Origin of the sequence: uncultured Microbulbifer sp. (genome assembly GCF_947489355.1) — a bacterium.
Taxonomy (GTDB): domain Bacteria; phylum Pseudomonadota; class Gammaproteobacteria; order Pseudomonadales; family Cellvibrionaceae; genus Microbulbifer.
Map to the genome: position 1 here is coordinate 39,002 of NZ_CANLDD010000017.1, position 23,702 is coordinate 62,703.

23 protein-coding genes are annotated in these 23,702 nt (G+C 47.0%); 20 read left to right on the top strand and 3 right to left on the bottom strand.

Features of this window, described 5'->3' with window-relative positions:
- Positions 1 to 64: 64 nt before the first annotated feature.
- A complete protein-coding gene (gene fabV / locus Q1A48_RS09435) occupies positions 65 to 1,246 on the top strand; it encodes an enoyl-ACP reductase FabV (RefSeq protein ID WP_299943952.1) in 1,182 nt (393 codons plus the stop codon).
- Between the two features lie 739 nt (positions 1,247 to 1,985).
- Here the strand turns inward: fabV and Q1A48_RS09440 are convergent.
- Entirely contained in the window at positions 1,986 to 2,756 is a 771-nt protein-coding gene (locus tag Q1A48_RS09440; RefSeq protein ID WP_299943955.1) for an SDR family oxidoreductase, read from the bottom strand.
- A gap of 207 nt (positions 2,757 to 2,963) precedes the next feature.
- Between Q1A48_RS09440 and Q1A48_RS09445 the strand changes: the two genes are divergently transcribed.
- Together Q1A48_RS09445 and Q1A48_RS09450 are read left to right on the top strand one after the other, a co-directional pair.
- A complete protein-coding gene (locus tag Q1A48_RS09445; RefSeq protein ID WP_299943957.1) occupies positions 2,964 to 3,932 on the top strand; it encodes a flavin reductase in 969 nt (322 codons plus the stop codon).
- A gap of 44 nt (positions 3,933 to 3,976) precedes the next feature.
- Positions 3,977 to 5,050 (top strand): Rieske 2Fe-2S domain-containing protein, encoded by a 1,074-nt coding sequence (locus tag Q1A48_RS09450; protein ID WP_299943960.1) that lies wholly within the window; start codon positions 3,977 to 3,979, stop codon positions 5,048 to 5,050.
- A 36-nt stretch (positions 5,051 to 5,086) separates the two neighbouring features.
- On the opposite strand, the gene Q1A48_RS09455 is transcribed toward Q1A48_RS09450, so the two are convergent.
- Positions 5,087 to 5,860, bottom strand: a complete 774-nt coding sequence (locus tag Q1A48_RS09455) for an SDR family oxidoreductase (RefSeq protein ID WP_299943963.1) — start codon at positions 5,858 to 5,860, stop codon at positions 5,087 to 5,089.
- 373 nt (positions 5,861 to 6,233) lie between these two features.
- On the bottom strand, positions 6,234 to 7,796 hold the full coding sequence (locus Q1A48_RS09460) for an AMP-binding protein (RefSeq protein WP_299943966.1): 1,563 nt from the start codon (positions 7,794 to 7,796) through the stop codon (positions 6,234 to 6,236).
- Positions 7,797 to 8,889: 1,093 nt separating this feature from the next.
- On the opposite strand from Q1A48_RS09460, the gene Q1A48_RS21805 reads away from it, so the two are divergent.
- The 17 genes from Q1A48_RS21805 to Q1A48_RS09540 all read left to right on the top strand — a co-directional run bounded on the left by Q1A48_RS21805 (position 8,890) and on the right by Q1A48_RS09540 (position 23,696).
- The gene (locus tag Q1A48_RS21805) at positions 8,890 to 9,072 is read left to right on the top strand and encodes a CoA transferase (protein ID WP_366523398.1); all 183 of its coding nucleotides are present in this window, start codon (positions 8,890 to 8,892) and stop codon (positions 9,070 to 9,072) included.
- 153 nt (positions 9,073 to 9,225) lie between these two features.
- A complete protein-coding gene (locus Q1A48_RS09465) occupies positions 9,226 to 9,378 on the top strand; it encodes a hypothetical protein (protein WP_299943969.1) in 153 nt (50 codons plus the stop codon).
- Between the two features lie 406 nt (positions 9,379 to 9,784).
- Complete coding sequence (locus Q1A48_RS09470) at positions 9,785 to 10,273, top strand: Lrp/AsnC family transcriptional regulator (RefSeq protein WP_299943972.1); 489 nt, start codon at positions 9,785 to 9,787, stop codon at positions 10,271 to 10,273.
- Complete coding sequence (locus Q1A48_RS09475) at positions 10,270 to 10,743, top strand: Lrp/AsnC family transcriptional regulator (RefSeq protein WP_299943975.1); 474 nt, start codon at positions 10,270 to 10,272, stop codon at positions 10,741 to 10,743. The genes Q1A48_RS09470 and Q1A48_RS09475 overlap by 4 nt, the downstream gene beginning before the upstream one ends.
- Positions 10,744 to 10,870: 127 nt before the next feature.
- On the top strand, positions 10,871 to 12,028 hold the full coding sequence (locus tag Q1A48_RS09480) for a flavin-dependent monooxygenase (protein WP_299943978.1): 1,158 nt from the start codon (positions 10,871 to 10,873) through the stop codon (positions 12,026 to 12,028).
- Positions 12,029 to 12,193: 165 nt separating this feature from the next.
- Positions 12,194 to 12,826 (top strand): winged helix-turn-helix domain-containing protein, encoded by a 633-nt coding sequence (locus Q1A48_RS09485; protein WP_299943980.1) that lies wholly within the window; start codon positions 12,194 to 12,196, stop codon positions 12,824 to 12,826.
- Positions 12,827 to 13,240: 414 nt separating this feature from the next.
- The gene (locus tag Q1A48_RS09490) at positions 13,241 to 14,071 is read left to right on the top strand and encodes an alpha/beta hydrolase (RefSeq protein ID WP_299943983.1); all 831 of its coding nucleotides are present in this window, start codon (positions 13,241 to 13,243) and stop codon (positions 14,069 to 14,071) included.
- A 3-nt stretch (positions 14,072 to 14,074) separates the two neighbouring features.
- Complete coding sequence (locus tag Q1A48_RS09495) at positions 14,075 to 14,866, top strand: fumarylacetoacetate hydrolase family protein (RefSeq protein WP_299943985.1); 792 nt, start codon at positions 14,075 to 14,077, stop codon at positions 14,864 to 14,866.
- A gap of 26 nt (positions 14,867 to 14,892) precedes the next feature.
- Entirely contained in the window at positions 14,893 to 15,831 is a 939-nt protein-coding gene (locus tag Q1A48_RS09500) for an acetaldehyde dehydrogenase (acetylating) (protein ID WP_299943988.1), read from the top strand.
- The gene (gene dmpG, locus Q1A48_RS09505) at positions 15,828 to 16,919 is read left to right on the top strand and encodes a 4-hydroxy-2-oxovalerate aldolase (RefSeq protein WP_299943991.1); all 1,092 of its coding nucleotides are present in this window, start codon (positions 15,828 to 15,830) and stop codon (positions 16,917 to 16,919) included. The genes Q1A48_RS09500 and dmpG overlap by 4 nt, the downstream gene beginning before the upstream one ends.
- Positions 16,920 to 17,115: 196 nt before the next feature.
- On the top strand, positions 17,116 to 18,036 hold the full coding sequence (locus Q1A48_RS09510; RefSeq protein ID WP_299943993.1) for a VOC family protein: 921 nt from the start codon (positions 17,116 to 17,118) through the stop codon (positions 18,034 to 18,036).
- 32 nt (positions 18,037 to 18,068) lie between these two features.
- Complete coding sequence (locus tag Q1A48_RS09515) at positions 18,069 to 18,950, top strand: CoA-transferase (protein ID WP_299943996.1); 882 nt, start codon at positions 18,069 to 18,071, stop codon at positions 18,948 to 18,950.
- A gap of 25 nt (positions 18,951 to 18,975) precedes the next feature.
- Positions 18,976 to 19,752 (top strand): CoA-transferase, encoded by a 777-nt coding sequence (locus tag Q1A48_RS09520; RefSeq protein WP_299943999.1) that lies wholly within the window; start codon positions 18,976 to 18,978, stop codon positions 19,750 to 19,752.
- Positions 19,753 to 19,766: 14 nt separating this feature from the next.
- On the top strand, positions 19,767 to 20,693 hold the full coding sequence (locus tag Q1A48_RS09525; protein ID WP_299944043.1) for an enoyl-CoA hydratase: 927 nt from the start codon (positions 19,767 to 19,769) through the stop codon (positions 20,691 to 20,693).
- On the top strand, positions 20,694 to 21,761 hold the full coding sequence (locus Q1A48_RS09530) for a nitronate monooxygenase (RefSeq protein ID WP_299944002.1): 1,068 nt from the start codon (positions 20,694 to 20,696) through the stop codon (positions 21,759 to 21,761). It abuts the gene before it with no gap.
- On the top strand, positions 21,761 to 22,543 hold the full coding sequence (locus tag Q1A48_RS09535; protein WP_299944005.1) for an enoyl-CoA hydratase family protein: 783 nt from the start codon (positions 21,761 to 21,763) through the stop codon (positions 22,541 to 22,543). The genes Q1A48_RS09530 and Q1A48_RS09535 overlap by 1 nt, the downstream gene beginning before the upstream one ends.
- On the top strand, positions 22,533 to 23,696 hold the full coding sequence (locus Q1A48_RS09540; RefSeq protein ID WP_299944008.1) for an acyl-CoA dehydrogenase family protein: 1,164 nt from the start codon (positions 22,533 to 22,535) through the stop codon (positions 23,694 to 23,696). The genes Q1A48_RS09535 and Q1A48_RS09540 overlap by 11 nt, the downstream gene beginning before the upstream one ends.
- The last annotated feature ends 6 nt before the right edge of the window (positions 23,697 to 23,702 follow it).

Below are 23,702 nucleotides of genomic sequence, written 5' to 3' on the forward strand. Positions count from 1 at the left end.
GCCATCGGCGTATCTGTGATTACACAACCACGATTCCCCAACTGCGAAGGGAGAGACAGTAAGGATGATCATCCAGCCAAAAGTACGCGGGTTTATTTGTACCAATGCCCATCCACAGGGTTGTGCAGCCAACGTGCGCGAGCAGATTGCGTATATCCAGTCGCAGCCGACCCTTGAGAAGGGACCCAAGCGGGTATTGGTTGTCGGTGCCTCCACCGGTTACGGGCTGGCCTCGCGAATTACAGCCACTTTTGCCTGCGGCGCCAAAACCCTGGGGGTTTTCTTCGAGAAACCACCAACAGACAAACGCACCGCCTCCGCCGGCTATTACAATGCCGCCGCTTTCGAGGCCGAAGCGCACCAGGCAGGGCTCTACGCCAAGAGTATTAATGGTGACGCCTTCTCCGACAAGGTGAAGGCTCAGGCCATCGATTCGATTAAAGAGGATCTGGGACAGGTGGACCTGGTTGTCTACAGCCTGGCTTCTCCGCGCCGTACTGACCCCAAAACTGGTGCATTGTACAGTTCGGTACTAAAGCCCATCGGTGAATCCTACACCGCCAAGAACCTCAACACCGACAAGCTGGAAATCACCGATATCACTGTCGAGCCTGCCACCGAGGAGGAAATCACCTCCACAGTAAAAGTGATGGGTGGCGAGGATTGGGAACTGTGGATGCAGGCCCTCGGTGATGCCGGGGTACTGGCGGAAAGTTGCAAAACGGTGGCCTACACCTATATCGGTGACAAGCTCACCTGGCCGATATACGGCAACGCCACTATCGGCAAGGCCAAGGAAGATCTGGACCGTGCGGCAAAGGCCATCAGCACGAGTGGCCGGGCCTCCGCCAATGTGGCAGTGCTCAAAGCCCTGGTGACCCAGTCCAGTTCCGCTATCCCGGTCATGTCCCTGTATATCTCTCTGATCTATAAAGTGATGAAGGAGGAGGGGACTCATGAGGGCTGTATCGAGCAGCTGTATCGCCTCTTTACCGAAGGGCTCTATACGGATACACCGCGTCTGGACAGGGATAACCGCCTGCGCATGGACGATAGGGAACTGCGCCGGGAGACCCAGGCCAAGATCGAGAAACTCTGGCCTGCAGTGACTGGGGAAAACCTCTTCGACTTGACCGACTTCAAGGGCTACCAAGAGGACTTCCTCAAGCTGTTTGGGTTTGGTGTGGAGGGTATTGATTACAATGCTGATATCGGGCCGCAGGTCGAGGCGGGGTTCAGCGATTAAAAAAGTGGAAGTGCACTAGCGGGCCTTTGTTGCCCGGGAGTGCCTTTGCCGCTCCCGCCTGCGGCTCACGGTGATTCCTGTTCGCACTATGCCCGCTGCCCGCAAAGCGGCATATTCACTCCTCCCTGAAACCCAGGCGTGGCAGGGTTTTCAGGGGCGCTGTACTTTCTGGATGTTCCCCGGAGTTGGCTGATTTTCAACGGATTGCGCTGGGATCGGACGTTTTTGGATGCCCGAATGAGCCTGAAAAGCAAGCGCTGGATTATCCCCCTGGATTCAGAGACTTATGATCTGTACGGCGCGCCGAGGCCCCTCTTCGAACCTCCCTTTTTTGTTGTCAGAAAGCCGGAAATATTCTGCTGGTGGCAAGATTAGAGGTATCGCAAGATACCAGAGTGGAAAACTCGATTGAGGCTGTGATCATAGTCGGGACATTGGGGCATAAAATTGCAAAATCTTATGATCAATAACTGGGGACTTTGTACGATCATACAGTGGCGTGCTGCAATTAGGCCATCTAAGCCTTAAGTACATGGTTTGGGTATTGAGACTACGACGAGTTGGTGGTTGGTTCGGTGGATAAATCGGTATGTTTTATCTCGGCAACAATGACTGAATATCCTTTATCAATCATCTGCGGCTTTATGGCTGCGCCGATACCAGAACGGCTTCCTGTAACCACGCAATTGCCCATGATTTTCACCAGGGTAATTCGGCTTAGATTATTTTCTAGGCGCTTCTAAGTGTCGCTTTGCAGAGATAAAAACGAGGGCGGTTCGCCGCCGCCATGTACCGCAAGTGAAGCGCCTGAAATATAAGCTGCGTCGTCCGATGCCAGGTATAAGCAGGCTTTGCCAATATCATCAGCGGCGGCCATACGTTTCATTGGCAGATGCTCCTCAATTTTAGTAATACCCTCTGCGCCGCCATAGTGCTTAAATGCCGCTTCGGTTTTTGCCATTCCAGCGATGATCGCGTTTACGCGAACAACTGGCGCCCATTCTTGGGCCAGTGATTGCGTCAGGTTTACCAGGCCCGCTTTGGCGGCACCGTAAGCAGCGGTGCCGGGAGAGGGCCTGCCGGCGGAAATACTGGCGATATTGATAATAGAGGCATTCTCAGCGGTATCGACCATTGCCTTATATGCCTGCTGACACAGCACCGCGGGTGCAATAAGGTTGAGGGTGATAATGGAGAACGTAAATCGAGGGGAAGCTTTTTTTGCATCGACCTCCGGGCTGCCTCCAGCGTTATTGATAAGTACATCCAGTTGCCCGGTTTCAGTCAGTGTGAAATCGATCAGGCTTTGCGTTGACTCAGGGTCTCGAACATCGGTGGCTTGGAATAGGACGGATCTGCCACTGATGGATGGCAGCACCGCTGGTTTTTCGCGAGCGCAGATGATTACGTTGGCGCCAGCATTGAGAAACTGTTCTGCAATACCTTTACCGATGCCGCGGGATCCACCTGTGATCAACGCTGTTTTGCCGTGGAACTGAAGTGCGCTCATAGTAACCCGGCGGTCAGGTAGTGATGGTGTGTTGCGGAAATTTTATTGATCATTTCTGTATTTAATCATCACTATATAACTGCCAGGCTCAGAATATATTGGCGCATTTATTTTTGCGTGAATTATAAAAAACGATATTAACAAGTAATTGAAATCATACTTAGCTTTTGCGTAGAATACTACTCAAATATTTAAAAAATATTTACCATGAGTAAAATAGATCCATTGGAATTTCGCCAGGCTCTAGGCAGTTTTGCTACGGGTGTTACGGTAATTACCTCTATTGATCCTGGCAATAACCCGGTCGGGGTCACGGCGTCGAGCTTTAACTCGGTATCACTCGATCCACCGCTGGTGCTTTGGTCATTGGCTAAAAATGCAATGTCGCTGTCTTCTTTTCAAAGCTCAGGGTATTTTTGTGTGCATATACTGGCGGCCAGCCAGCAGGATACCTCAGATCAATTTGCTTCCAGGGGCGTAGATAAGTTCGCAGGTATTGACTGGGGGAGGGGTATTGGTAATTTGCCAATTTTATCTAAGTACGCTGCACGCTTTCAGTGTAAGACAAGTTATCAGTATGAAGGTGGTGATCATATTATTTTTGTTGGAGAAGTGCTGGAATGTGACCGGGTTGAAGAATTGCCACTGGTTTTTCATGGTGGTAAATACGCGCTTGCAAAAACTAAACATGGCAATGAAAAATATAGAGAGGCTGTCAATATCGAGGCGGGTACTTTTTCGGATCAGTTTTTTTTATACTTGTTATCTCGCTCACATTTCCAGGCTGCTCATAAGCTGCAAAAAGATTTGCGTGAAAGTAATTTGAATAAGGAAAAGTATCTTGCTCTGACATTGTTTGGTATGGGGGGTGGGCTTTCTTTACAGGACTTGCATGTTCGCATGGAGCATACCGGGCATAAACCTAGTCATGCGATGCTTCAAGATATGTTCGAGCGCGGACTGATTGTGGAGACGACAAGGGGTACTAGGGATAAGATCAAGTTTTCCTTATCTGTTAAAGGGCGTGAGCTCTACGTTAGTCTGCTGGCAAAATCGAAAGCAATTGAAGAAGAATTGTTAGATGACTTTTCGCCTGAGGAAGTGGCGGATACACGGGATTTTCTGCAGCGCTTTATCCGGAAATCCGATCCCGGTGTTCCGGATTTATGGCAGTGAAAATGAGTCATAACCAGTTACATAAATAGTCAATTGGAGAAAATATGGCACTTGTTAAAGGGTTTGATTTGGGGGTATACACCTTTCCTCGGGGTTGGTTTATGATCGCTGAGGCCAATGAGCTGGATGATGGCCCCAAGGGTGTGCGGTTTTTTGGCAAGGATTTTGCTCTGTATCGTGGTGCAAGCGGTCGGCTTGTGTTACTTGATGCCTACTGTTTGCACATGGGGACACACCTGGCAAAAAGCAACAGTGCCTCCATCGTGACCAACAGTGAGCAACTTGAAGGAGACTCAATTCGCTGTCCCTATCACGGTTGGCGCTATAACGCAGAGGGCCAGGTAGACGATATTCCTTATTTTGACGGCCCGTGTCCCAAGGCTAGAATTCAAAGTTACCCTGTCGTTGAAACGCTTGGTGCCATTATGATGTGGCACGATCCTGCTGGGGGTGAGCCTGATTACGAGGCCCCGGACTTGGAGGCGTGGCATGACTCACAGTGGATTAATGGGCGCTACGACCATCTGGGTGAAATAGGTATTCACCCGCAAGAGATTATCGATAATATGGCCGATGCGCATCATTTGGGCCCAACGCATGGTGCGCCCTGTGAGTATTTTGAAAACGAATATATAGGTCATAAATATTACCAGCGTCAGGGCGGCTTCCACCGGATGTATGGCGCCCATCTGACGACATTGACCTGGTATACCGGGCCGGGTCTGTTATTGTCTAGGCAGCGCTTCGGTGATACCAATGGCTATGAGTTTATTTTCCATACGCCGGTTGATGAGGGCGTGGTTAAAGCCTGGCACAATAATCTTTCACTGGCGCCAAGTGCCAATCCCGATGAGCAAGACATCGCAAATGCAAAAATGGCACAAGAGGGTGCACTTGCGGCTTTTGCTCAGGACCTGCAAATATGGGCGAATAAAAAGCCGGCATTACAAATTATGGCTTTACCTGTCGAGCGCAATTTTCGGTTGGGGAGAATTTGGTACAAGCAGTTCTACAATCCGATCGAAAAAGCGAATGAATTTCATGCTAAGGTGGATGGTAAGCACCACCTAAAAGGCCTTGCTAAACCAGCTGAGTTAGCGGCGGAATTACAGGAATAAGTCAGGCGAAGGGTAAGGAAAATACAATTGGATGGATTAAACACTGTATCCGCCATCCACGCAGAGTATCTGCCCGGTGACGTAATTTGCGCGGTCCGAGGCAAAGTAGGCGGCAGCTTCGCCGACATCCCTGGTTTTACCGAAGCGTTTCAGACAAAGCGTTGCTTTAACGGCTTGTTTCCACTGTTCGTCAAAGATGCCTTCTTTTTCAAGACGTAGATAGATACCAGCCTCAATCACACCGATTGCAACAGAGTTTGCACGAATATTGTGAACACCCTCTTCTTTGGCAATGTATTGCATAATGGCTTCAATACCGGCTTTAGGGGCAACCGATAGCGCATCTCTGGGCGGGATACGGTTTAACCCCGCAGAAGATATGTGTACAAAGCTGCCGCCACCCTGGGTGCGCATATGAGGAATGGCTGCTTTGGCTATCCGATAAAAACCGTTGAGATCGTTGTGGATCACTTCTTCCCACTGTTGATCAGTGATGTCATTAAAAAAGGGTTGAGCAATGTCTGATCCGGCTGCCACAATCACAGTATGCACCCGGTGGTGCATTTTGACAGCAGAATGAAAGGCGTTGTTAATACTGTTTGCGTCGGATAAATCGGCCCGATGAATAGAGCATTGACGATCCATGGATTTGATTTGTTCAGAAAGTTGACGCGCTTTTTCAACATTACTTCTATAGGTAATGGCAATATCGCTGCCATAGGCCGCGATTCGTTCGGCACAGCTACTACCGAGGCCGCCGCTTCCTCCATAAATTAATGCAGCACCACTTGGGAATTCATGTTCTGCCATAGTATATTTACCCGGGTATCGAGATATATCTTTTTCAGTAATATCCAGCCAGATTTTGGATTGAACTTGCGTTCAATGCTTTCTTTGTTAACAGTGCCCACTGTAGGTCGCCATACCAAAACTTGATCTACCGGCAGTGAGCAGTGCGGATACGAAGCCAAATATGAACGGGAATCGTAAATTGTGTTGCCGGCACACTGGATTATAGCAATCCGAGGCCGTTCATTTGTAGCCCATAGCTACCGCCAATGCGGTGTATTGAAGTTTCCGGTGTACAATAGTCTTGAAGTCGCGCATGGTCGCAGGGAGCAAGCCGGAAATAGCGGGACTGTATTCACGCACTTGCTTTTAGGTCGAGTACCATTGGCGTTTCCTATTGCTTAAGAAGAAATTTTTGCACTTTGCCTGAGGCATTCCTCGGCAACGATGTAACGAAGTGCAACACTCGAGGCACTTTGTAATTAGCCATATGTTCCCGGAACCAGTTGCGTAGCGTATCGGGGGACGGTTGCTCCCCTTCTTTTAGTATGATATGTGCAACCCCCACTTTGCCAAGTCGGTCATCATGCATGCTTGTTACTGCGGCGTCTGTAATAGAAGGATTCCTCAATAATAAATTTTCGATTTCCGCGGGATAACAATTAAACCCGCCGCTGATATACATATCCTTGGCTCTGTCAGTGATCTTGACATAGCCATTGGCGTTTTGCCAGCCGATATCACCGGTATTTAGCCAGCCTTCTTGGTCGATCATTTGTTCGCTTGCCTGTGGGTCATCAAGGTAACCCTGCATCACGTTAAAACCTTTCACAAAAATATTGCCAATTTCACCGGACGGGAGGCACTGGTTGTTGTTATCCAGAATCTTGATTTCAACACCATCAATAGCGCAACCGGCAGTATTGGCGATGGTTTCAAGATCATCATCCTGGCGGCAAATACTGACAACGCCGCATTCAGTTAAGCCGTACCCGGTGTAGACCTCTTTAAAGCCGAGTATCTTTTTCATGTCGCGCACCAGTTGCTGTGGAACTGAGGCTGCACCGGTCACCGCACAGCGAAGGCTGTTTAAAATCGTGTGGTTTAACTGCGGTGAGTTTAGCAACGACTGGAATACAGTGGGGGCACCAGGCAATACACTTATTTGCTTTTCGTCGATAGCCTCCAGAATAGTATCGGCATCAAATACAGGCTCCGGAAAGGCTGTCGCACCAGTGATTAAACAGGCCAACCAACCCGCTTTGAAGCCGAAGGTATGAAAGAAAGGGTTAACAATTAAATAACGGTCTTGATCGTTCAGTCCGACTGCGGCTGCCCAAAGTTTAAAACTAGCGACTACTTGACCATGGTTGCTCATGACCCCTTTGGGCGCACCTGTGGTGCCCGAGGTATACATGATGTCAGACAGTGAATCGCCACTTAGTGCACAGATACACTCATCAACCTGTTGATCTGTGACGCCGTGACCGCGAGTAATAAAAGTTTTTAAAGAATTTACATGAGCATCATCATTAGAGAGATGTCCGCGCAATACAATTATCTCGTGTACGCACTCGGGCTTATATTCATCGAGTAATTTTATATAGTCCGTATCGAGAAAATTACTGACCGTAAATAAGAGCTGACTATGGGATCGGTTCAATATGTCTCCGGCTTCGATCCCCCTGTAGCGGGTGTTCAATGGTACCAGAATGCCACCAGCCATCATGCCACCAATGGCTATCCAGACCCATTCATGAATATTTGGAGCCCATATGGCAAATCGGTCATCGGCCTTAAGTCCGCTCGCAATAAAGCCCTTCGCCGCTTCCTTTGACCTGTTTTTCAATTCTTCAAACGTCAGAGTGATACCATGGTCATCAATAGCGATTCGCTCGGGCCATTGATCGGCCGCATCGATGATAATGTCGGGAATAGTTTGTGTCAGATCTATCATGTTGTCAGTTCGCTTTAATGATGTCTTATATGTCTTTTAAAGCAGCGGCATGTGGTGATTGCCAGGGGTCGATAATTAAATGTAATAATTTTTTACTGCATTTAAGCTTACTATCATACACATAAATAAATTAAAATATGATAATTTTAGACAATGCTCAGGATAGTCTTAATGAACCTCTCTCTGATTAATACAGTACAGCAGTCAACAACTATCTGATATTGCAATGTCCACAGCTTAAGTTTTCGTAACCGTCAAATTATAATTACGTGGATTCAAATTGAAGTTCCTGTCCAGAAAGGCAACTTACGTGCCAGTAAGGTCGGTCTTTGGAAAGACCTTAATAGGTGGACAGGCTGGGCTCAGCTAACTGAGCTCTGAAACCTGAATTGCATGTCATGCTTGTGCATTGCGGTGTGTTCTCGGCAATTTATAATCCGCTATCCAGCGTTGTTGCGCCAAACGTATCGGGTTCACCCTGATGAGCTCGCTAGTTGTGATCAAATAAGGGAGAGCGGCGTGATGCGTCCCCCAACATCCAAGTATAACATTTGAAGACCGCCACTAGGTCAGTGGCGGTATGCTGTGGAGATCAGTCTCTCAGTGATATCTGAGGTTTGTTCGGTATATCACCATGACGAGTCACATAATGCACTCTGAGCGGTTTCCCAAAAGCGCACGGCAGTCTGCGGCAGTGTAGAAATGCGCTCCGCACCTGTGCCTCATTAATGGAGATACTAACGAGTCGGAAGGAAAGAATACCCCTCTCCCAGGACACGCTGTGAATACATCCTTGTGCGCTCGTAATCGGCATCCATGCCTCATATGATTCTGGGAGAGGGGTATGCTTTCCTCCTGCTTTACTGGTAAGTCGCCAGGAAAACCTTAAACCAGCAGAGATCGAACTTTTTATCTGTAGCCTGGTCCCCCTTATTGCGTGTTGTTTCACTCTGTATTAATTTTGACTGATTTGTACGAGTATATATAGTTTAAAGCAAAAAAGTAATATCAATCGTAAAATACTTGAAGCAAATATACGAATAGTGATATGGTTGTCAAAAGGTGTGCGGGGCAACAGGTTTCGGAATAGAGGGTGGCAGGAGTACTAGACAAAATTAAAGTTTTTGATTTGTCGCGGGCCATTGCCGGTCCGATGGCCGCTATGGTTCTATCTGACGGTGGTGCGGGGCTTATCAAGATAAAAAGGCCTGAAGGCAATTCCAATCGAGAGTCGCAGCTCGGGTATCGTGAGGTAAGCGGTGGGCCTGCTATATAGGCCGTGGTGGTGCGCTTTTTACAGGTACCTATTGGCTCAGTCTTGGCGCAGAATAATTAATTGGACAGCAAACCCGAGGTTTGTGTTTGGCACTTCCCCAGGTAGGGCCTTGTACCCGGCGCTGGATAGGTCATCTGAGGTCCGGATCGGATCATGCCTGCAATGGACGGCATGCTGGTGCTTGGCCACTCTTATCCGCAGTTGGCAGAGGTGTTTAAAAAATTTGCAGCCGACGAGAGGATCGCAGCAACTGAGATAGCCGGGCAATGTATCCAAAAAACATTCGCCAGAAGAAGTTTTAAGTGATGAGCTGTTTTTACAGGATGCTTGTGTCGCCAAAATTGGCGATCCTAAATACGGTGTTACGCCTCAGCCAGGTAACTTTAGCCGTCAAGGTGCCTCGATAGGGCTGAAGCTGCCAACAGTGGCAATAGATAGAGGTGATGTACGGAGCCACAGCGTGCGCGTTTTTTGAGCTGTACCGTATTCTGGAAATAGGCGCCATTGCTCAAAAAACACTCGAAATTGCCGCGGTTCATGTTTTGTAAAGCGCTATAAAGATCGTCCTGTATTTCAGACTGTTGACGAATAGAGCGTAAAGGTGAGGTCAGCACAATTGTGAACACGAGATTATCATGCGGTTGCCCTGAGGTAATGTGTTACCTGAAGTGATAGAATTTGTTTGGATAGTAATCATTCATCGGGTAAGCATATGGTTAAAGAAAACAAAAATGAGGCTGATAAGGATATCGTTTTAGATGAGGTTGATCACCGGATTATCGAAATGCTGCAAATTGATGGGCGGATGTCGATACGGGATATTGCTGACAAAATTGGCTATACATCCTCAATCGTGCGTAAGCGCATACAGCGTATGACAGATGCTGATGTGATGCGCGTGGTTGCGGTTACCGATTTTAAAGCCGCTGGTTACGAGTTAATGTTAGCGATTGGTATAGAGGTGGAGAATCGTAGTGCCGAAGACGTGGGGATGGAACTGGCGGAATTGGACGAAGTGTTCAGCGTTAACATGACGACCGGACTACACGATCTGGATATCATGGTTGCCGCTCGTGATTTCGAAGAATTATCATATTTTTTACACGATAAATTCCAGAATATTGAAGGAATTGCCAAATTGACGCCAGCGATTACTGTTGATGTCTTTCGTTATGAATCTGGGTGGGTAGGCGAGTTATGAGTAACGGAAAACTTGACGAAACAGATCGAAAAATCCTCGAATATCTCTCTGTTGATGCCCGTGTCAGTAATCGGGAAATTGCAGAATCGATGAATTTAACTGAGGGTACCGTGCGTGGCCGGATTAAGCGTATGCAATCAGAAAATATGATTCGCATCATGGCTATTGCCGATGTGCGGGTGCAAACCGGCTATGAGAATCCGATGATGGTCTATCTCGGCATTCATGCCGATCTTAAGGGGGTCAAAGAAACTGCTAAAGAAATTAGCATGTTACCATTTATTCGCTTCACGGCGACTATGTTGGGTCGTTACGATATCTTGGCGATTTCCTTTATTGGCTCTAATGAAGAGTTAATCCAGCACATCAATGCGGACATTATGACAATTAAAGGGGTACGCCATGTGGAAACGAAACTGGCAATAAAAAGCTTAAAATACAATTACCGCTGGGGGCGAGTAATCAAATAAGTAATATTCTGCCAATAATTTTACTAATCTATATACATAAAACTTTTTGAATGGTAAATTTCGCATTATTATTATGCATTATCTGCTTTTTCAGCTGTTAGAAAAGCGGCTAACCAGGAGAAAGTCTATGTCGCTGGCAGTAACAACCGAACGCCAAACGTCAGGAATTGATGTTGCATCCTATCTTGAGAGTATCAAGCAGCGTAGTGCTGAAAATCGGAATCAAAGACGGCTGTCTGATGCAACTATTCAGGAGTTCAAAGCATCGGGGCTGATAAGGTCGATGTTGCCCAAGCGCTGGGGTGGATTGGAAGTGACGCCGCAAGAGTTCTTCGCGGCGCAGATAAAAATTGCAGAATACGATATGAGTTCGGCTTGGGTTGGCGGTATTATCGCTGTCCACGCATTTCAACTCGCCCTAATGGACGAGCGGGCACAGGCCGATATTTATGGCGAAAATCCAGACGCTTGTGTATCGAGTTCTTATAATCCGGTGGGAGGTAAAGCCCAGGTTGTGGATGGCGGTATCATGCTCAGTGGCCGCTGGGGCTGGAGTTCGGGTAGTGATCATTGTCAATGGGCTTTGCTTGGCGCAATTGTGCCAAATGAAGGCTATCGAACCTTCCTGGTGCCACGCTCTGGCTATGAAATTGAAGACACCTGGCACGCGATGGGTTTGCAGGGGACAGGCTCCAATGACATCGTCATCGAAAAGCCAGTATTTGTAGCGCACTACCGTACACATAAACAAATAGATGGTTTTAACTGCAAGAATAAACAGAAAAACCCAATGTATAATTTGCCCTGGGCTCAAATCTTTGTCCGTGTCGTGTCGGCACCGGCCATTGGTGCTGCTCGGCATGCACTGAAAATTTTCAAACAAAACGCCAGCACCAGTAGCACAGATCCAACAAAGCTTGTTGGAGATCCGGATGTGCTGCGCCGTGTGGTGGAAGCTGAGCATCTGATTGATAGTAATGAAACAATTATGATGCGTAATTTCGATGCAATGATGAAGAGTGTTAATCATGGCCAAGAGATACTATTGCTCGATCGTGTTCGATACCGATACCAGGCTTCTGTTGTAATTGATGAGATGATCAGGGCTGTTGACTGTCTATTTGATATTGCAGGTGGGCGGAGCGTTTTCAAAGGCGCAGAAATTCAAAATATTTGGCATGATATACACGTTGCTCGGGCACACGTTGCAAATAATCCGGTGCCGTTTGCACGAAACTTTGGCAATATGATGATGGGGGGTGAAAATCCGGACTTATTTGTCTAGATGGCACCTGCTTTTAAGCTTTTCACTATTTGAGTGTTTAGGGATGGATTTCTAAAAATATAAAAACTGTGAAATTTGTAATGTTAAAAACAAAAAAATAAATACAACAGAGGGTTGTCGGACTAGTGGTTATTTAATAACCAAGGTGCTAGTGGGGATAATATAATGCGAACATTAAAAAAAGAAGATGCGCGAACACTATCATCTGCCGCGAAAGAAGAAAAGCGCAAACAGGCGATTCGTTTACGCGAGGAAGGTTATTCCTACAAAGATATTGCCGATATGGTTGGTGTCCACTTTGAAACTGTAGGAAAATGGTATCGAGCATACAGTGCTCAAGGGTTAGAAGGAATTTCGGCAAAACAACTGGGGCGAAAACCTGGAACGGGTCGCCTGCTTACTGAAGAGCAGGAAATCCAAATAGAAACATTGATTGTTAATAAAACGCCCCAGCAGATGAAACTTGCGTATCCTCTATGGACTAGAAGAGCAGTTCAACAGCTCATCAAGCAAGAATTCAATATTCGAATAGCCATTAGGACGGTTGGGGATCTGTTGGCTCGGCGGGAGTGTACTCCGCAAAAACCACTCAGGCAGGCTGATGAATCAAATCAATACCGAGTAGAAAATGGATTAGTAGAGAAGTATGCACTAATTCAGAGCAAAGCACAGAAAGAAAATGCAGGAATATATTGGGTGAATGGAGTCGGTGCACCCTCAGATTGTCAGACAAAACGGGGATTAGCACTTCAGGCTCTGAAACCGGTAATTCGTTTAAATACCAAGCACACGTCATAAAATATGGTATCGACAATTATCAATCAGAGGAAAGTGTACTTTCAAAGTTATAAAGATATGCGAAAATACAGTAACTGATTGAATATAAAAAAATAATTATGAGCTCGATGAGTCAAGCCATTTTGTTCATGGGTATTTAACGCAGGCAATATGTAAGCTTGATGAATAATTGGCTTTCGGGATATAAGGGTTAAACAGGAAAAAAATATTTTCCTGCATATTCATCAGAACTATACCCTAATGTAATTTCCTTTCGAACTTTAAGCTTTGGAAGGGATAGCAGGGTGACATCACGTGGCACCTGACAGATAAGAAATATTTTGTACATGTAGGTGTTATAAAGAATATCCAGCTGAGATACCAGTTATTTACAGTTTTAAATAAAAGGCAGCCCAGCAAAATACTCAATGCTATATGTCCGCTATGAATGCTTCTGCGCCACCACGAGGATGTATCGCCAAAGCCGGTGACTATGATATCCACTACTTAAGTTATGGTGAAGGGCCTGCCGTCGTTTTTTTGCATGGCAGTGGCCTTGGTGCCAGTGCCTACAGTAACTTCAAACAGAATGTTGCGGTTGTGGTTAGTTCAGGGCATCGTGCCGTATTGATCGATATGATCGGTTTCGGCTATTCAAGTAAGCCTACCGGTCTTGACTACACAACGGAGCTGTTTGTGACCACAGTCAAGGCAGCACTCGATAACATTGGTATTGAGCGGTGTTCTCTGGTTGGTAATTCATTGGGTGGAGGAATTGGGATCCGTTTGGCATTGGACCATCCTGAACTGGTTGAACGGCTCATTATGATGGCACCCGGTGCTATTGAGGAACGGGAAACCTACTTTGCTATGCCCGGTATCGCCAAGATGGTGAGCGTATTTGTTGATGGTGTGGTAGATCGGGATGGGCTGCGGACTGTGCTGGAAAGCCTGGTTTTCGATCCAAAGCACATAACGAATGAATTGCTCGAAGAGCGATTTTGTATTCTAGAAACGCAACCTAAAGAGGTGTTATCGAGAATGGCGATTCCATCGATGGGCGAACGGTTGAGTGAATTGCAGTGTCCTGTGTATGGTTTTTGGGGGCAACAGGATCAGATGACGCCAGCCAGTGGCGCCAACAAATTTCTGAATCAAGTGCCCAAATGCGAATTCCTGATATTCTCAAATTGTGGGCACTGGGTTATGGTTGAGTACGCTGAACGTTTTAACCTTGCACTGAGAAACATACTTACAGGAGCCTGATTAATGCCATTAAGCCAATCGGATATTGAACGACTTGGCAGTGAGTTGTATCACGGCATGGTTAATCAAATTACCGTTCGGCCATTAACAGAAAGAATTCCTGATATCACAATCGGTGATGCCTATAATATTTCTCGACACTATTTGGATTTGCGCTTGGCGGGTAATCGAGAAGTTGTGGTAGGCAAGAAAATCGGGGTTACCAGTACCGCCGTGCAATCAATGCTGGGTGTGTATGTCCCCGACTTTGGTTTTTTGACGGATGCGATGCAGTTTTCGGATGGCGATGTGCCTATTGGACATCTAATTCAGCCAAAAGCTGAGGCAGAGATCGCGTTTAAATTAAAAAAAGCGCTGCGGGGCCCGGGTATCACCATGGGTGATGTGTTGGCTGCCACGGATTCGGTGATGGCTTGTTTCGAAATTGTGGATTCCAGAATCGAAAATTGGAAAATAAAAATACAAGACACTATTGCCGATAACGCATCCTGCGGCGTATTCGTGGTGAGTAATAAGCGCGTCGATGCGACTGGCCTTGATTTGTCTGGTTGTAAAGTCAGGGTGTACAAGAACAGTGAATTCCTAAGCGAAGGGGAGGGTTCAGCGGTACAGGGTTCGCCACTGGCATCGGTTGCCTGGTTGGCCAATACATTGGGTGAACTTGGGGTTGCACTTGAAGCCGGTGAGCTGGTGCTTTCGGGTTCGCTAGTGCCATTGGAACCCATTGTTCCGGGTGATGTGATGAGCCTGACTATTCAGGAGATCGGGTCGTTAAATCTGAACTTTATCAAATAGTGAGTGAGAACGATTCGGAAAAGACTATGGCAAAAATACAATGCATGATTATCGGCTCAGGCAATATTGGCACTGATTTGATGATTAAAATTCGAGATACTTCGGAAAAGTTAGCCGTCGCTGCAGTCATTGGAGTTGACGCTGAGTCAGAGGGTCTGGCAATGGCGGCCAAGTCTGGCTTTGCGACAAGTTGTAAAGGTATCGAGGGCGCGCAAGAATTTACAGAGTGGGATGATATTCGTATTGTTTTTGATGCGACATCAGCGCGCGCTCACAGGCATCATGATGTGATTTGTCGTGCAGCTGGTAAGCAGATGATTGATCTGACACCTGCGGCCATCGGCCCGTATTGTGTACCTGTGATCAATATGAACGAACACCTGGATAAGCCAAATGTCAATATGGTGACCTGTGGTGGTCAGGCGACAATACCGATCGTTTATGCGGTCACCCGCGTTGCCGATTCTGTGCCTTATGCGGAGATAGTTGCTTCGGTATCCTCGCAATCAGCGGGTCCAGGCACGCGAGCCAATATTGATGAGTTTACACAAACTACGGCGCGGGGCTTGGAAAAAGTCGGCGGTGCTAAATATGGTAAAGCCATTATTGTACTTAACCCGGCTGAGCCACCGATGATTATGCGTGACACGGTATATACATTGTCATTCAATGCGAAAGAGAAGCAGATTGAAGAATCCATTCATGCCATGCTGGCCGACATTCAAAAATATGTACCTGGCTATCGATTAAAGCAGGATGTGCAGTTTGAGACAGTGGGTATAGATAAACCGTTGGCGATACCCGGGTACGGTAAGGCTATTGGCTTGAAAACAACAGTTTTCCTTGAAATTGAGGGCGCGGGACACTTTTTGCCAAAGTACTCAGGTAATCTGGATATTATGACTTCAGCAGCTTTGGCGACAGGTGAACGCATCGCTGAATTTAAATACGGGGTAGTAGCATGACTGGTAAATTAAGTAATCCCTTTGAGGAAAAGGTTTTTATTCAAGATGTCACTCTGCGTGATGGTATGCATGCGATTCGCCATCAATACGGTATTGAGCAGATTGCGGCGATTGCTAAAGCGCTGGATCAGGCCGGTGTTGATGCTATTGAAATTGCCCACGGAGACGGATTGAATGGTTCCAGCTTTAACTATGGCTTTGGTGCGCATACGGATTGGGAATGGATTGAGGCAACCGCAGATGCAGTAAAAAATGCGATGCTGACTACGTTGATATTGCCGGGTATTGCAACCGTGGATGCATTAAAGCGGGCCTATAAGTTAGGTGTGCGGTCAGTCCGCGTTGCAACCCATTGTACCGAAGCCGATGTTTCCAGGCAGCATATCGAGTGTGCCAGAAATCTGGGTATGGACACGGTTGGTTTTTTGATGATGAGCCATATGAGTGAGCCAAAAGCATTGGCGCGACAAGCAAAGTTAATGGAAACCTATGGTGCACAGTGTGTCTATGTAACCGATTCAGGCGGTGCGATCGATATGGACGGCTATGCCGAGCGTTTCAAGGCTTATGACGATATCCTTAATCCGGAAACGGAACGGGGTGTGCATGCACACCATAATTTATCGCTGGGTGTCGCTAATTCAATCGTTGCTGTGCAAAACGGTGTTCGGCGGGTTGATGCCTCGCTGGCAGGAATGGGTGCCGGTGCGGGTAATGCGCCACTGGAGGTCTTTATCGCGGCCATTGATCGTATGGGATGGAAACATGGCTGTGATGTTTACCAGTTGATGGACGCTGCTGAAGAATTAGTGCGGCCCTTGCAGGATCGACCGGTACGGGTGGATCGCGAAACTCTGTCACTGGGTTATGCGGGCGTGTATTCGTCATTTTTACGCCACGCAGAAAAAGCGTCAGCAGATTATGGCATTGATGTGCGTACTATTTTAGTTGAACTAGGTCGTCGGGGCATGGTAGGCGGCCAGGAAGATATGATTGTTGATGTTGCACTCGATTTAATCAAACAGCAGAAAAATACACAAACTAATAGCAAAAAGAAGGTGATCGAAAACGCTTTTTCAGCGCTTTAAATTACGCTGCGGACATTTTTATTAAGCCAGTTTGGATGGTTATGTTTATTCTTTGTCAAAATTAAAAACGAGTTTTTGCCTGTCTCGGCGTCATTATGGCAAGATCACATTAGTAATCGCGCAAAAGGTAAATTTACACACGCAATGAGCAAATTGCGAGAAATGATAAACCGTCAGATTATTTTGGGAGAATATTTTGTCAAGCTCTGTTTCTGCTGGAAAAATATCCGGCCTCGGTTACATTATTCTGCTAGCACAGGATATCAAGGGTTGGCGTATATTTGGCTCAGATGTGCTGGGGCTAATGTTAAATTCGGAAGTCAGCAATGCTGAGAAATTATTCTTTCGAATGGATAACCACCCTTCGCGTTTAATCGTGAAGCAACATGACGCGGACAAATTGGCGGCTGTTGGTTGGGAGTGCTCTGGCAAAGCTTCGTATGAGACCGTGATTGGTGCAATTGAAGCGTCGGGGGCCCAGATTGAACGCGGTAGCGTACAAGCGGCAGCCGAACGAAGTGTGGCAGAATATGCGCATAGTGTTGATCCTGATGGTAACTCATTTGAAGTGTTTCATACCCGAACCGACCTGCGTGAGGACTTTCAATCCCCGCTGGATATTAACGGGTTTGTAACCGGAGATCTGGGTATGGGTCATGCAGTTATTCCCGCGCCGAAAACTGATCAAACAGAGGCATTTTATCAAAACGTATTAGGGTTTGGTGCAAGCGATAATCTTACCTTGCCTTCTCCGGCAGAGGGAATGCCGGATATGAATGTTCGGTTTTTTCATGCCAATAATCCCAGGCATCACAGTCTGGCACTTTTTAACTGGCCTAACCCACTTGGTTTGGTGCATTTACTTCTGGAAGTGTCGAGCGTGGATGAGGTTGGAGCCTGCCTGGATCGGGTACAAGCTGGGGGCTACCCCTTGATGGCAACGCTGGGGCGTCATTGTAATGACAATATGTTGTCTTTCTATGTGATAGCCCCAGGTGGTTTTGCAATTGAATATGGTTGCGACGGTCTGCAGATTGATAATGATACTTATCAAACCACCTTCAGCACCCGGGCGGATATATGGGGACATGATTACATGCCACCCGTTCCAGCCTGATTTATGCGCGTTTGAGAAGCAGACAAAACACTATGAGTAAATTGATTTCCCATACACAGGCAATCAACAACATTGAATCGGGCATGACCATTGGCATTGGTGGCTGGGGGCCGCGTCGAAAGCCAATGGCGCTAATCCGTGAATTGCTGCGCAGGGAAGTGAATGATTTAACAGTGATTTCGTTTGGTGGTGCCGATGTTGGTATGCTGTGTGCTGCAGGTAAGGTTAAAAAACTGGTGTTTGCTTTTGTTTCACTCGATTTTATTCCCTTAGAGCCCTATTTCCGTCAAGCTCGGCAAAAGGCTGAATTTGAGGTAATGGAGATCGACGAAGGTTTAATGGTGCTGGGTTTGCGGGCGGCGGCCATGGGTGTTCCTTTTATTCCAACTGAGGTTGGACTGGGCACAGATGTAATCAGGTATAATAAAAACATTAAACTGATCGACTCCCCTTATGACGACGCCAAAGAATGGGTCGCGATGCCGGCATTGAATCTCGATGTCTCGCTGCTGCATGTTGACCGCGCTGATCAGCGTGGTGTTTGCCAAATTAAAGGCCCCGATCACTACATGGATGATCTATTTGCCCGGGCAGCAAACACAACGATTGTCTCTTGCGATGAATTAGTTGATACCGGATTCTTTCATCAGAACCCAGAAGAAGCACGCTATGTGTTCTGGGAGCGAAGCGCTACCAATTACATTGTGCACAGCGCGTTTGGTGCGCATCCGAGTTCTTGCAATCCACTGTATGGTATCGATGTCAGACTTTTCAAAGAATACGCCGCCAGCGCAAGTCGAGAAGGTGGATGGGAGCAGTATTTTAACGAATATGTATTGATCGATGAAGCTGTTTATCTTGAAAAAGTTGGTGGTGCCGATGCGATTCGATCTTTACCACTGCCAATATATTAGTCTTATCAGGCCTTAGGACACTGTGATGAGAGAAGAAGTATTGTGTAATCCATTAGCAGATCTTCTAATCTGTGCCTGCTCCAGTGTATGGGATAGTGATTCTGAAGTGTTGGCGTCAGGTATCGGTTTAATTCAGCGCTTGGCTGCGTCGCTGGCAATGATAAAAAATCCAAATCTGATGATGACCGATTCTGAAGCCTTTATAGTTTCAGAGCCGGTGCCCGTTGGTCGGCGCAATGGCTATGAGCCCAAGCGAGAAACATGGATGGGTTTCTCAAGAATATTTGATAACGTCTGGAGTGGTAAACGACACGCTTTGGTCGGCCCCAGCCAGATAGATCAGTTTGGGCAAGCGAATATCTCGGCAATCGGAGACTATGAGCAACCGAAAGTGCAGATGCTGGGTATGCGTGGATTTCCAGGAAATTCTATCAGTCATGCCAATTCTTTTTTTGTACCATTACACAGCAAGCGTGTTTTTGTTAAAGGTGAAGTCGATACCGTCTGTTCGATTGGGTATAACCCCGCCCGATTGCCTAAAGGGTACTGTCTGAATGATATTGATATTCGTCGAATTGTAACAGATTTGTGTGTGATGGATTTTGAGCCTGAGTGCAAGAAAATGCGAATTGTAAGTTTGCATCCTGGTGTGACGATTGACGAGGTTCAAGACAATACGGGTTTTGATCTGATTAAACCTGAAGGTTTGAGGCAAACCCCTGAACCTGCATTAGAGCAATTGACATCCATCAGTATATTAGATCCGGATAACCTGCGTATAAACGCTGTTAAAGCGAGGTAGGTACTGTGAGTGATATGACCAAAATTAAGATAAGTGCGAATGAAACGGTGGGCCGTGTCACGACAGACATTTTCTATGAGGAAGAGCATCCTGTTCTGTATAAAGTTGACGGCCCCATCGCCTATCTTACTCTGAATCGAGTGAAATACCACAATAGCCAAAACTCGCAGATGCTTTATGCACTTGACGATAGTTTTTATAAAGCCTGTGATGACGACAATGTAAAAGTAATTGTTCTGCGTGCTAATGGCAAGCACTTTTCGGCGGGTCATGATATTGGTTCGCCGGGCCGGGATTTTGATCAGGGACGTAATGATCGACGTTCAATGAACTACAATCATGACAACAAGCCAGGTGCAGAAAAAGCCTACATCCGAGAGGCAGAAGTTTACCTGGAATTTTGTCGTCGCTGGCGCGGCGTGCCGAAACCCACTATCGCACAGGTGCATAAAGGTTGTATTGCAGGTGGGCTAATGTTGGCCTGGGTATGCGACCTGATCATTGCATCGGATGATGCTTTTTTTCAAGATCCCGTTGTTCAAATGGGTTTTCCAGGCGTGGAGTATTTTGCGCATCCATTCGAACTGAATGTGCGACTGGCTAAAGAGTTTCTGTTATTAGGAGAACAGTGGAGTGCCGAACGTGTTCTTGCCGCTGGAATGATCAATAAAGTAGTTCCGCGTCAGCAGCTTGAAGCCACGGTTAAAAGCTGGGGTGAGAAAATCGCTACGCAACCGCGTCTGGCGTTGTCTCTCAGTAAAAAAGCCTGCAACCACATTGAAGAGCTGCAGGGCAAACGGACCGGGATTGACGCTGTTTACGCTATGCATCATTTTGCACATGCCAACAACACGCTTGTAAAAGGGGATTACATTGCCGGTTTTGACAGCAAGAAGATGGCACAATCGAATAAGGTTGCAAACAGGGAGCGCGAGGAATAAATGCATCCAGTACTTTCAACTTCGCTCACCCAGGCGCTTGGCTGTGATTACCCTGTCATTCAAACGGCGATGGGGTGGGTAGCGACCAGTCAACTGGTTATCGCGAGTGTTGAGGCCGGCGTGTTCGGCTTTCTTGCCGCTGCGGTTATGGACCCTGCTGAGTGCGAAGCTGAGATCCAAAAAATCAAGTCGGCCACATCTAAACCCTTTGGTGTGAATATCCATGGGTTTCAACCAGGCGTTGAGCGTATTGTGGATATGTGCATTGATCATGAGATTACTGCATTGTCTTATGGGCGTGGGCCAAACCCCAAAATTGTTAGTAAAGTTAAAAATGCGGGCTTGAAATGTGTTCCAACTATTGGTGCTGGCAAGCACGCTTCCAGGGCTGTGAATATGGGTGCGGATATTGTTGTTTGCCAAGGGCAAGAGGGTGGCGGACATACGGGTGCAACACCAACCTGGTTATTGCTGACAGATGTTCTAGATCAGAACCTTGGCGTGCCAATTGTAGCATGCGGTGGGTTTAAGGATGGTCGCGGACTTGCAGCCGCTCTGGCTTTTGGCGCTGATGGGGTTGCCATGGGAACACGTTTTATGATGAGTGCTGATAGTCCAACGCCAGATGCGACTAAAGCGGAATACATTAAATCTGATGTGTCGAACATTCCTGTTTCCACTAAACTGGACGGTCTTCGACAACGAATGATTCTCAACCACACATTAGATGAGCTGGAAAAATCATCGAGGTTCGGCATGCTGGTACGGGCTCTAAAAAATTCTTGGAAATTCAAGTCGCAGACTGGCATGTCAATAATCCAGACTCTTAAAACAGCTTGGGATATGGCAAGTAAAACCGACTTGACAATAGGCCAAACCTTGATGGCGGCTAATGCGCCTATGATCATTCAAAGGGCAATGGTTGAGGGCAAACCAGAAGAGGGAGTGCTGCCCAGTGGCCAGATTGCTGGCCTTATCTACGACCTGCCGGATTGTGCTGAAATAGTGTCAAAAATTATAGCTGAGACTGAAACTAATTTAATGCGGTTCTCACGTACGGAGGTTTAATGCCTATTAAAACAGAAGTCATTAATGGTATTGCCGAAGTGATTTTTGATCACCCGCCAGTCAATGCCTTTGACAGTTCCTTGTGGAATACCATTCCAGAAATAATTACAGCACTGGGAAAGCGGCAGGATGTTAAAGTCTTGCTTATTCGTGCCGAAGGCAAGGGCTTCTGTGCGGGTGTCGATATTAAGGAACTCGCGGAGAATTCATCTGCTATTGTAGAAGTTAATAAAGGTAATTTCGAAACCTTTAAGGCAATTCATCACTGCGAAGTACCGATTATATGCGCACCCCATGGATTTGTTATTGGTGGTGGTATTGGTATGTGTGGGGCTGCAGATATCATTATTGCCTCTGATGATTGTTTCTTTTCCCTGCCAGAAATAGATAGAGGTGCTATGGGTGGGGCTGCACATTTACAGCGTATATTGCCACTGCCTAAGGTCCGATCCGCCTTTTTTACCGGCGGCAAAATTTCAGCTACAGAAGCTTATCGTTTGGGTGGTATTGAAATGCTGGTTTCACGTGAAATCCTTGTCAGGGAGGCCCGTGCCTATGCAGAAGTCATCACCAGTAAATCCAGAGATGCCTTGCGGATTGCCAAGCAAGCGTTGAATGGTATTGAACCCTTTGACGTCGATGCGTGTTATCGTTGGGAGCAGGGTTTTACCTTAGAAATGTATATGCACAAAGATAGCCAAAGAGCACGAGATATTTTTGTCAAAAATGGCAAGTCGGCTGATTTTAAAAAGCTTAAAGCGGATCTTGGGCATGAATATTAATTATACGCCTCATCAGAAAAATTTCCGTGCCGAGGTACGAGAATGGTTGGCAGATCATGTGCCCGGAGAACGCTTGCCAAGCTTTGATACAAAAGAGGGTTTTGAACGGCATAGAGAATGGGAAGCCACGCTGGCGTCCGGAAACTGGAGTAATGTTAATTGGCCCCTTGAGTATGGTGGTCGAGGTCTTGATCTTATTTCGTGGCTAATTTTCGAAGAAGAATATTATCGTGTGGATGCGCCGTTGCGTGTGAGTCAAAATGGTATCTTCCTGCTTGCACCAACCATTATGGAATATGGCTGTAATGAACAAAAAGCACGTTTTCTCCCACCCATGGCATCGGGAAAAGAAATTTGGGCGCAAGCCTGGTCTGAGCCGGGCGCGGGTTCTGACATGGCTGCCATCACAACCAAGGCTATTCGCGAAGGCGATCATTACCTGATAAGCGGCCAGAAAATCTGGGCTTCGCGCGCAGTGTTTGCCGACTGGTGCTTTGGTTTGTTTAGAACCGAAGAAGGCAGTGAGCGACACAAAGGGTTATCTATGATCCTCGTACCACTCGACAGCCCTGGTTTGATCCGCCGCCCAATTGCACAATTGGATGGTGATACAGGGTTTGCCGAATTATTTTTTGATAAGGTGCGTGTGCCCGTTGAAAATCTGCTTGGTCCGGAGCATGGTGGCTGGAGCGTTGCGATGGTGACAGCAGGTTTTGAGCGTGGTTTATTATTGCGCTCTCCCGCGCGTTTTCAAGCAGCTTCAGCACGGTTGGTAAAGTTATATAAACAACATAAAGATCGTCTTTCTTCGGGGGTTGGAGAACAGGTTATACAGGCGTGGATGAATACGGAACGCTTTTGTGCTGCAACCTACCAGCTTGTTTCGCGGGTGCAGGCGGGTGCATTAATATCATCCGAAGCCAGTGCCAATAAGCTTTTTTGGTCAGAAATGGATCGACACCTGCATCGAACTGCCATGAGTATTATGGGCGCGCAAGCCGAACTGGAGCATGGCCTGGATGCGATAGATAATGGTCGTTGGCTCGGCGGATATATATTTTCTCTTGCCGGTCCGATTTACGCAGGGACTAATGAAATTCAGCGCAATATTTTAGCCGAGCGTGTACTCGGGTTGCCGAGAGTGGGAGTTTAAGAATAG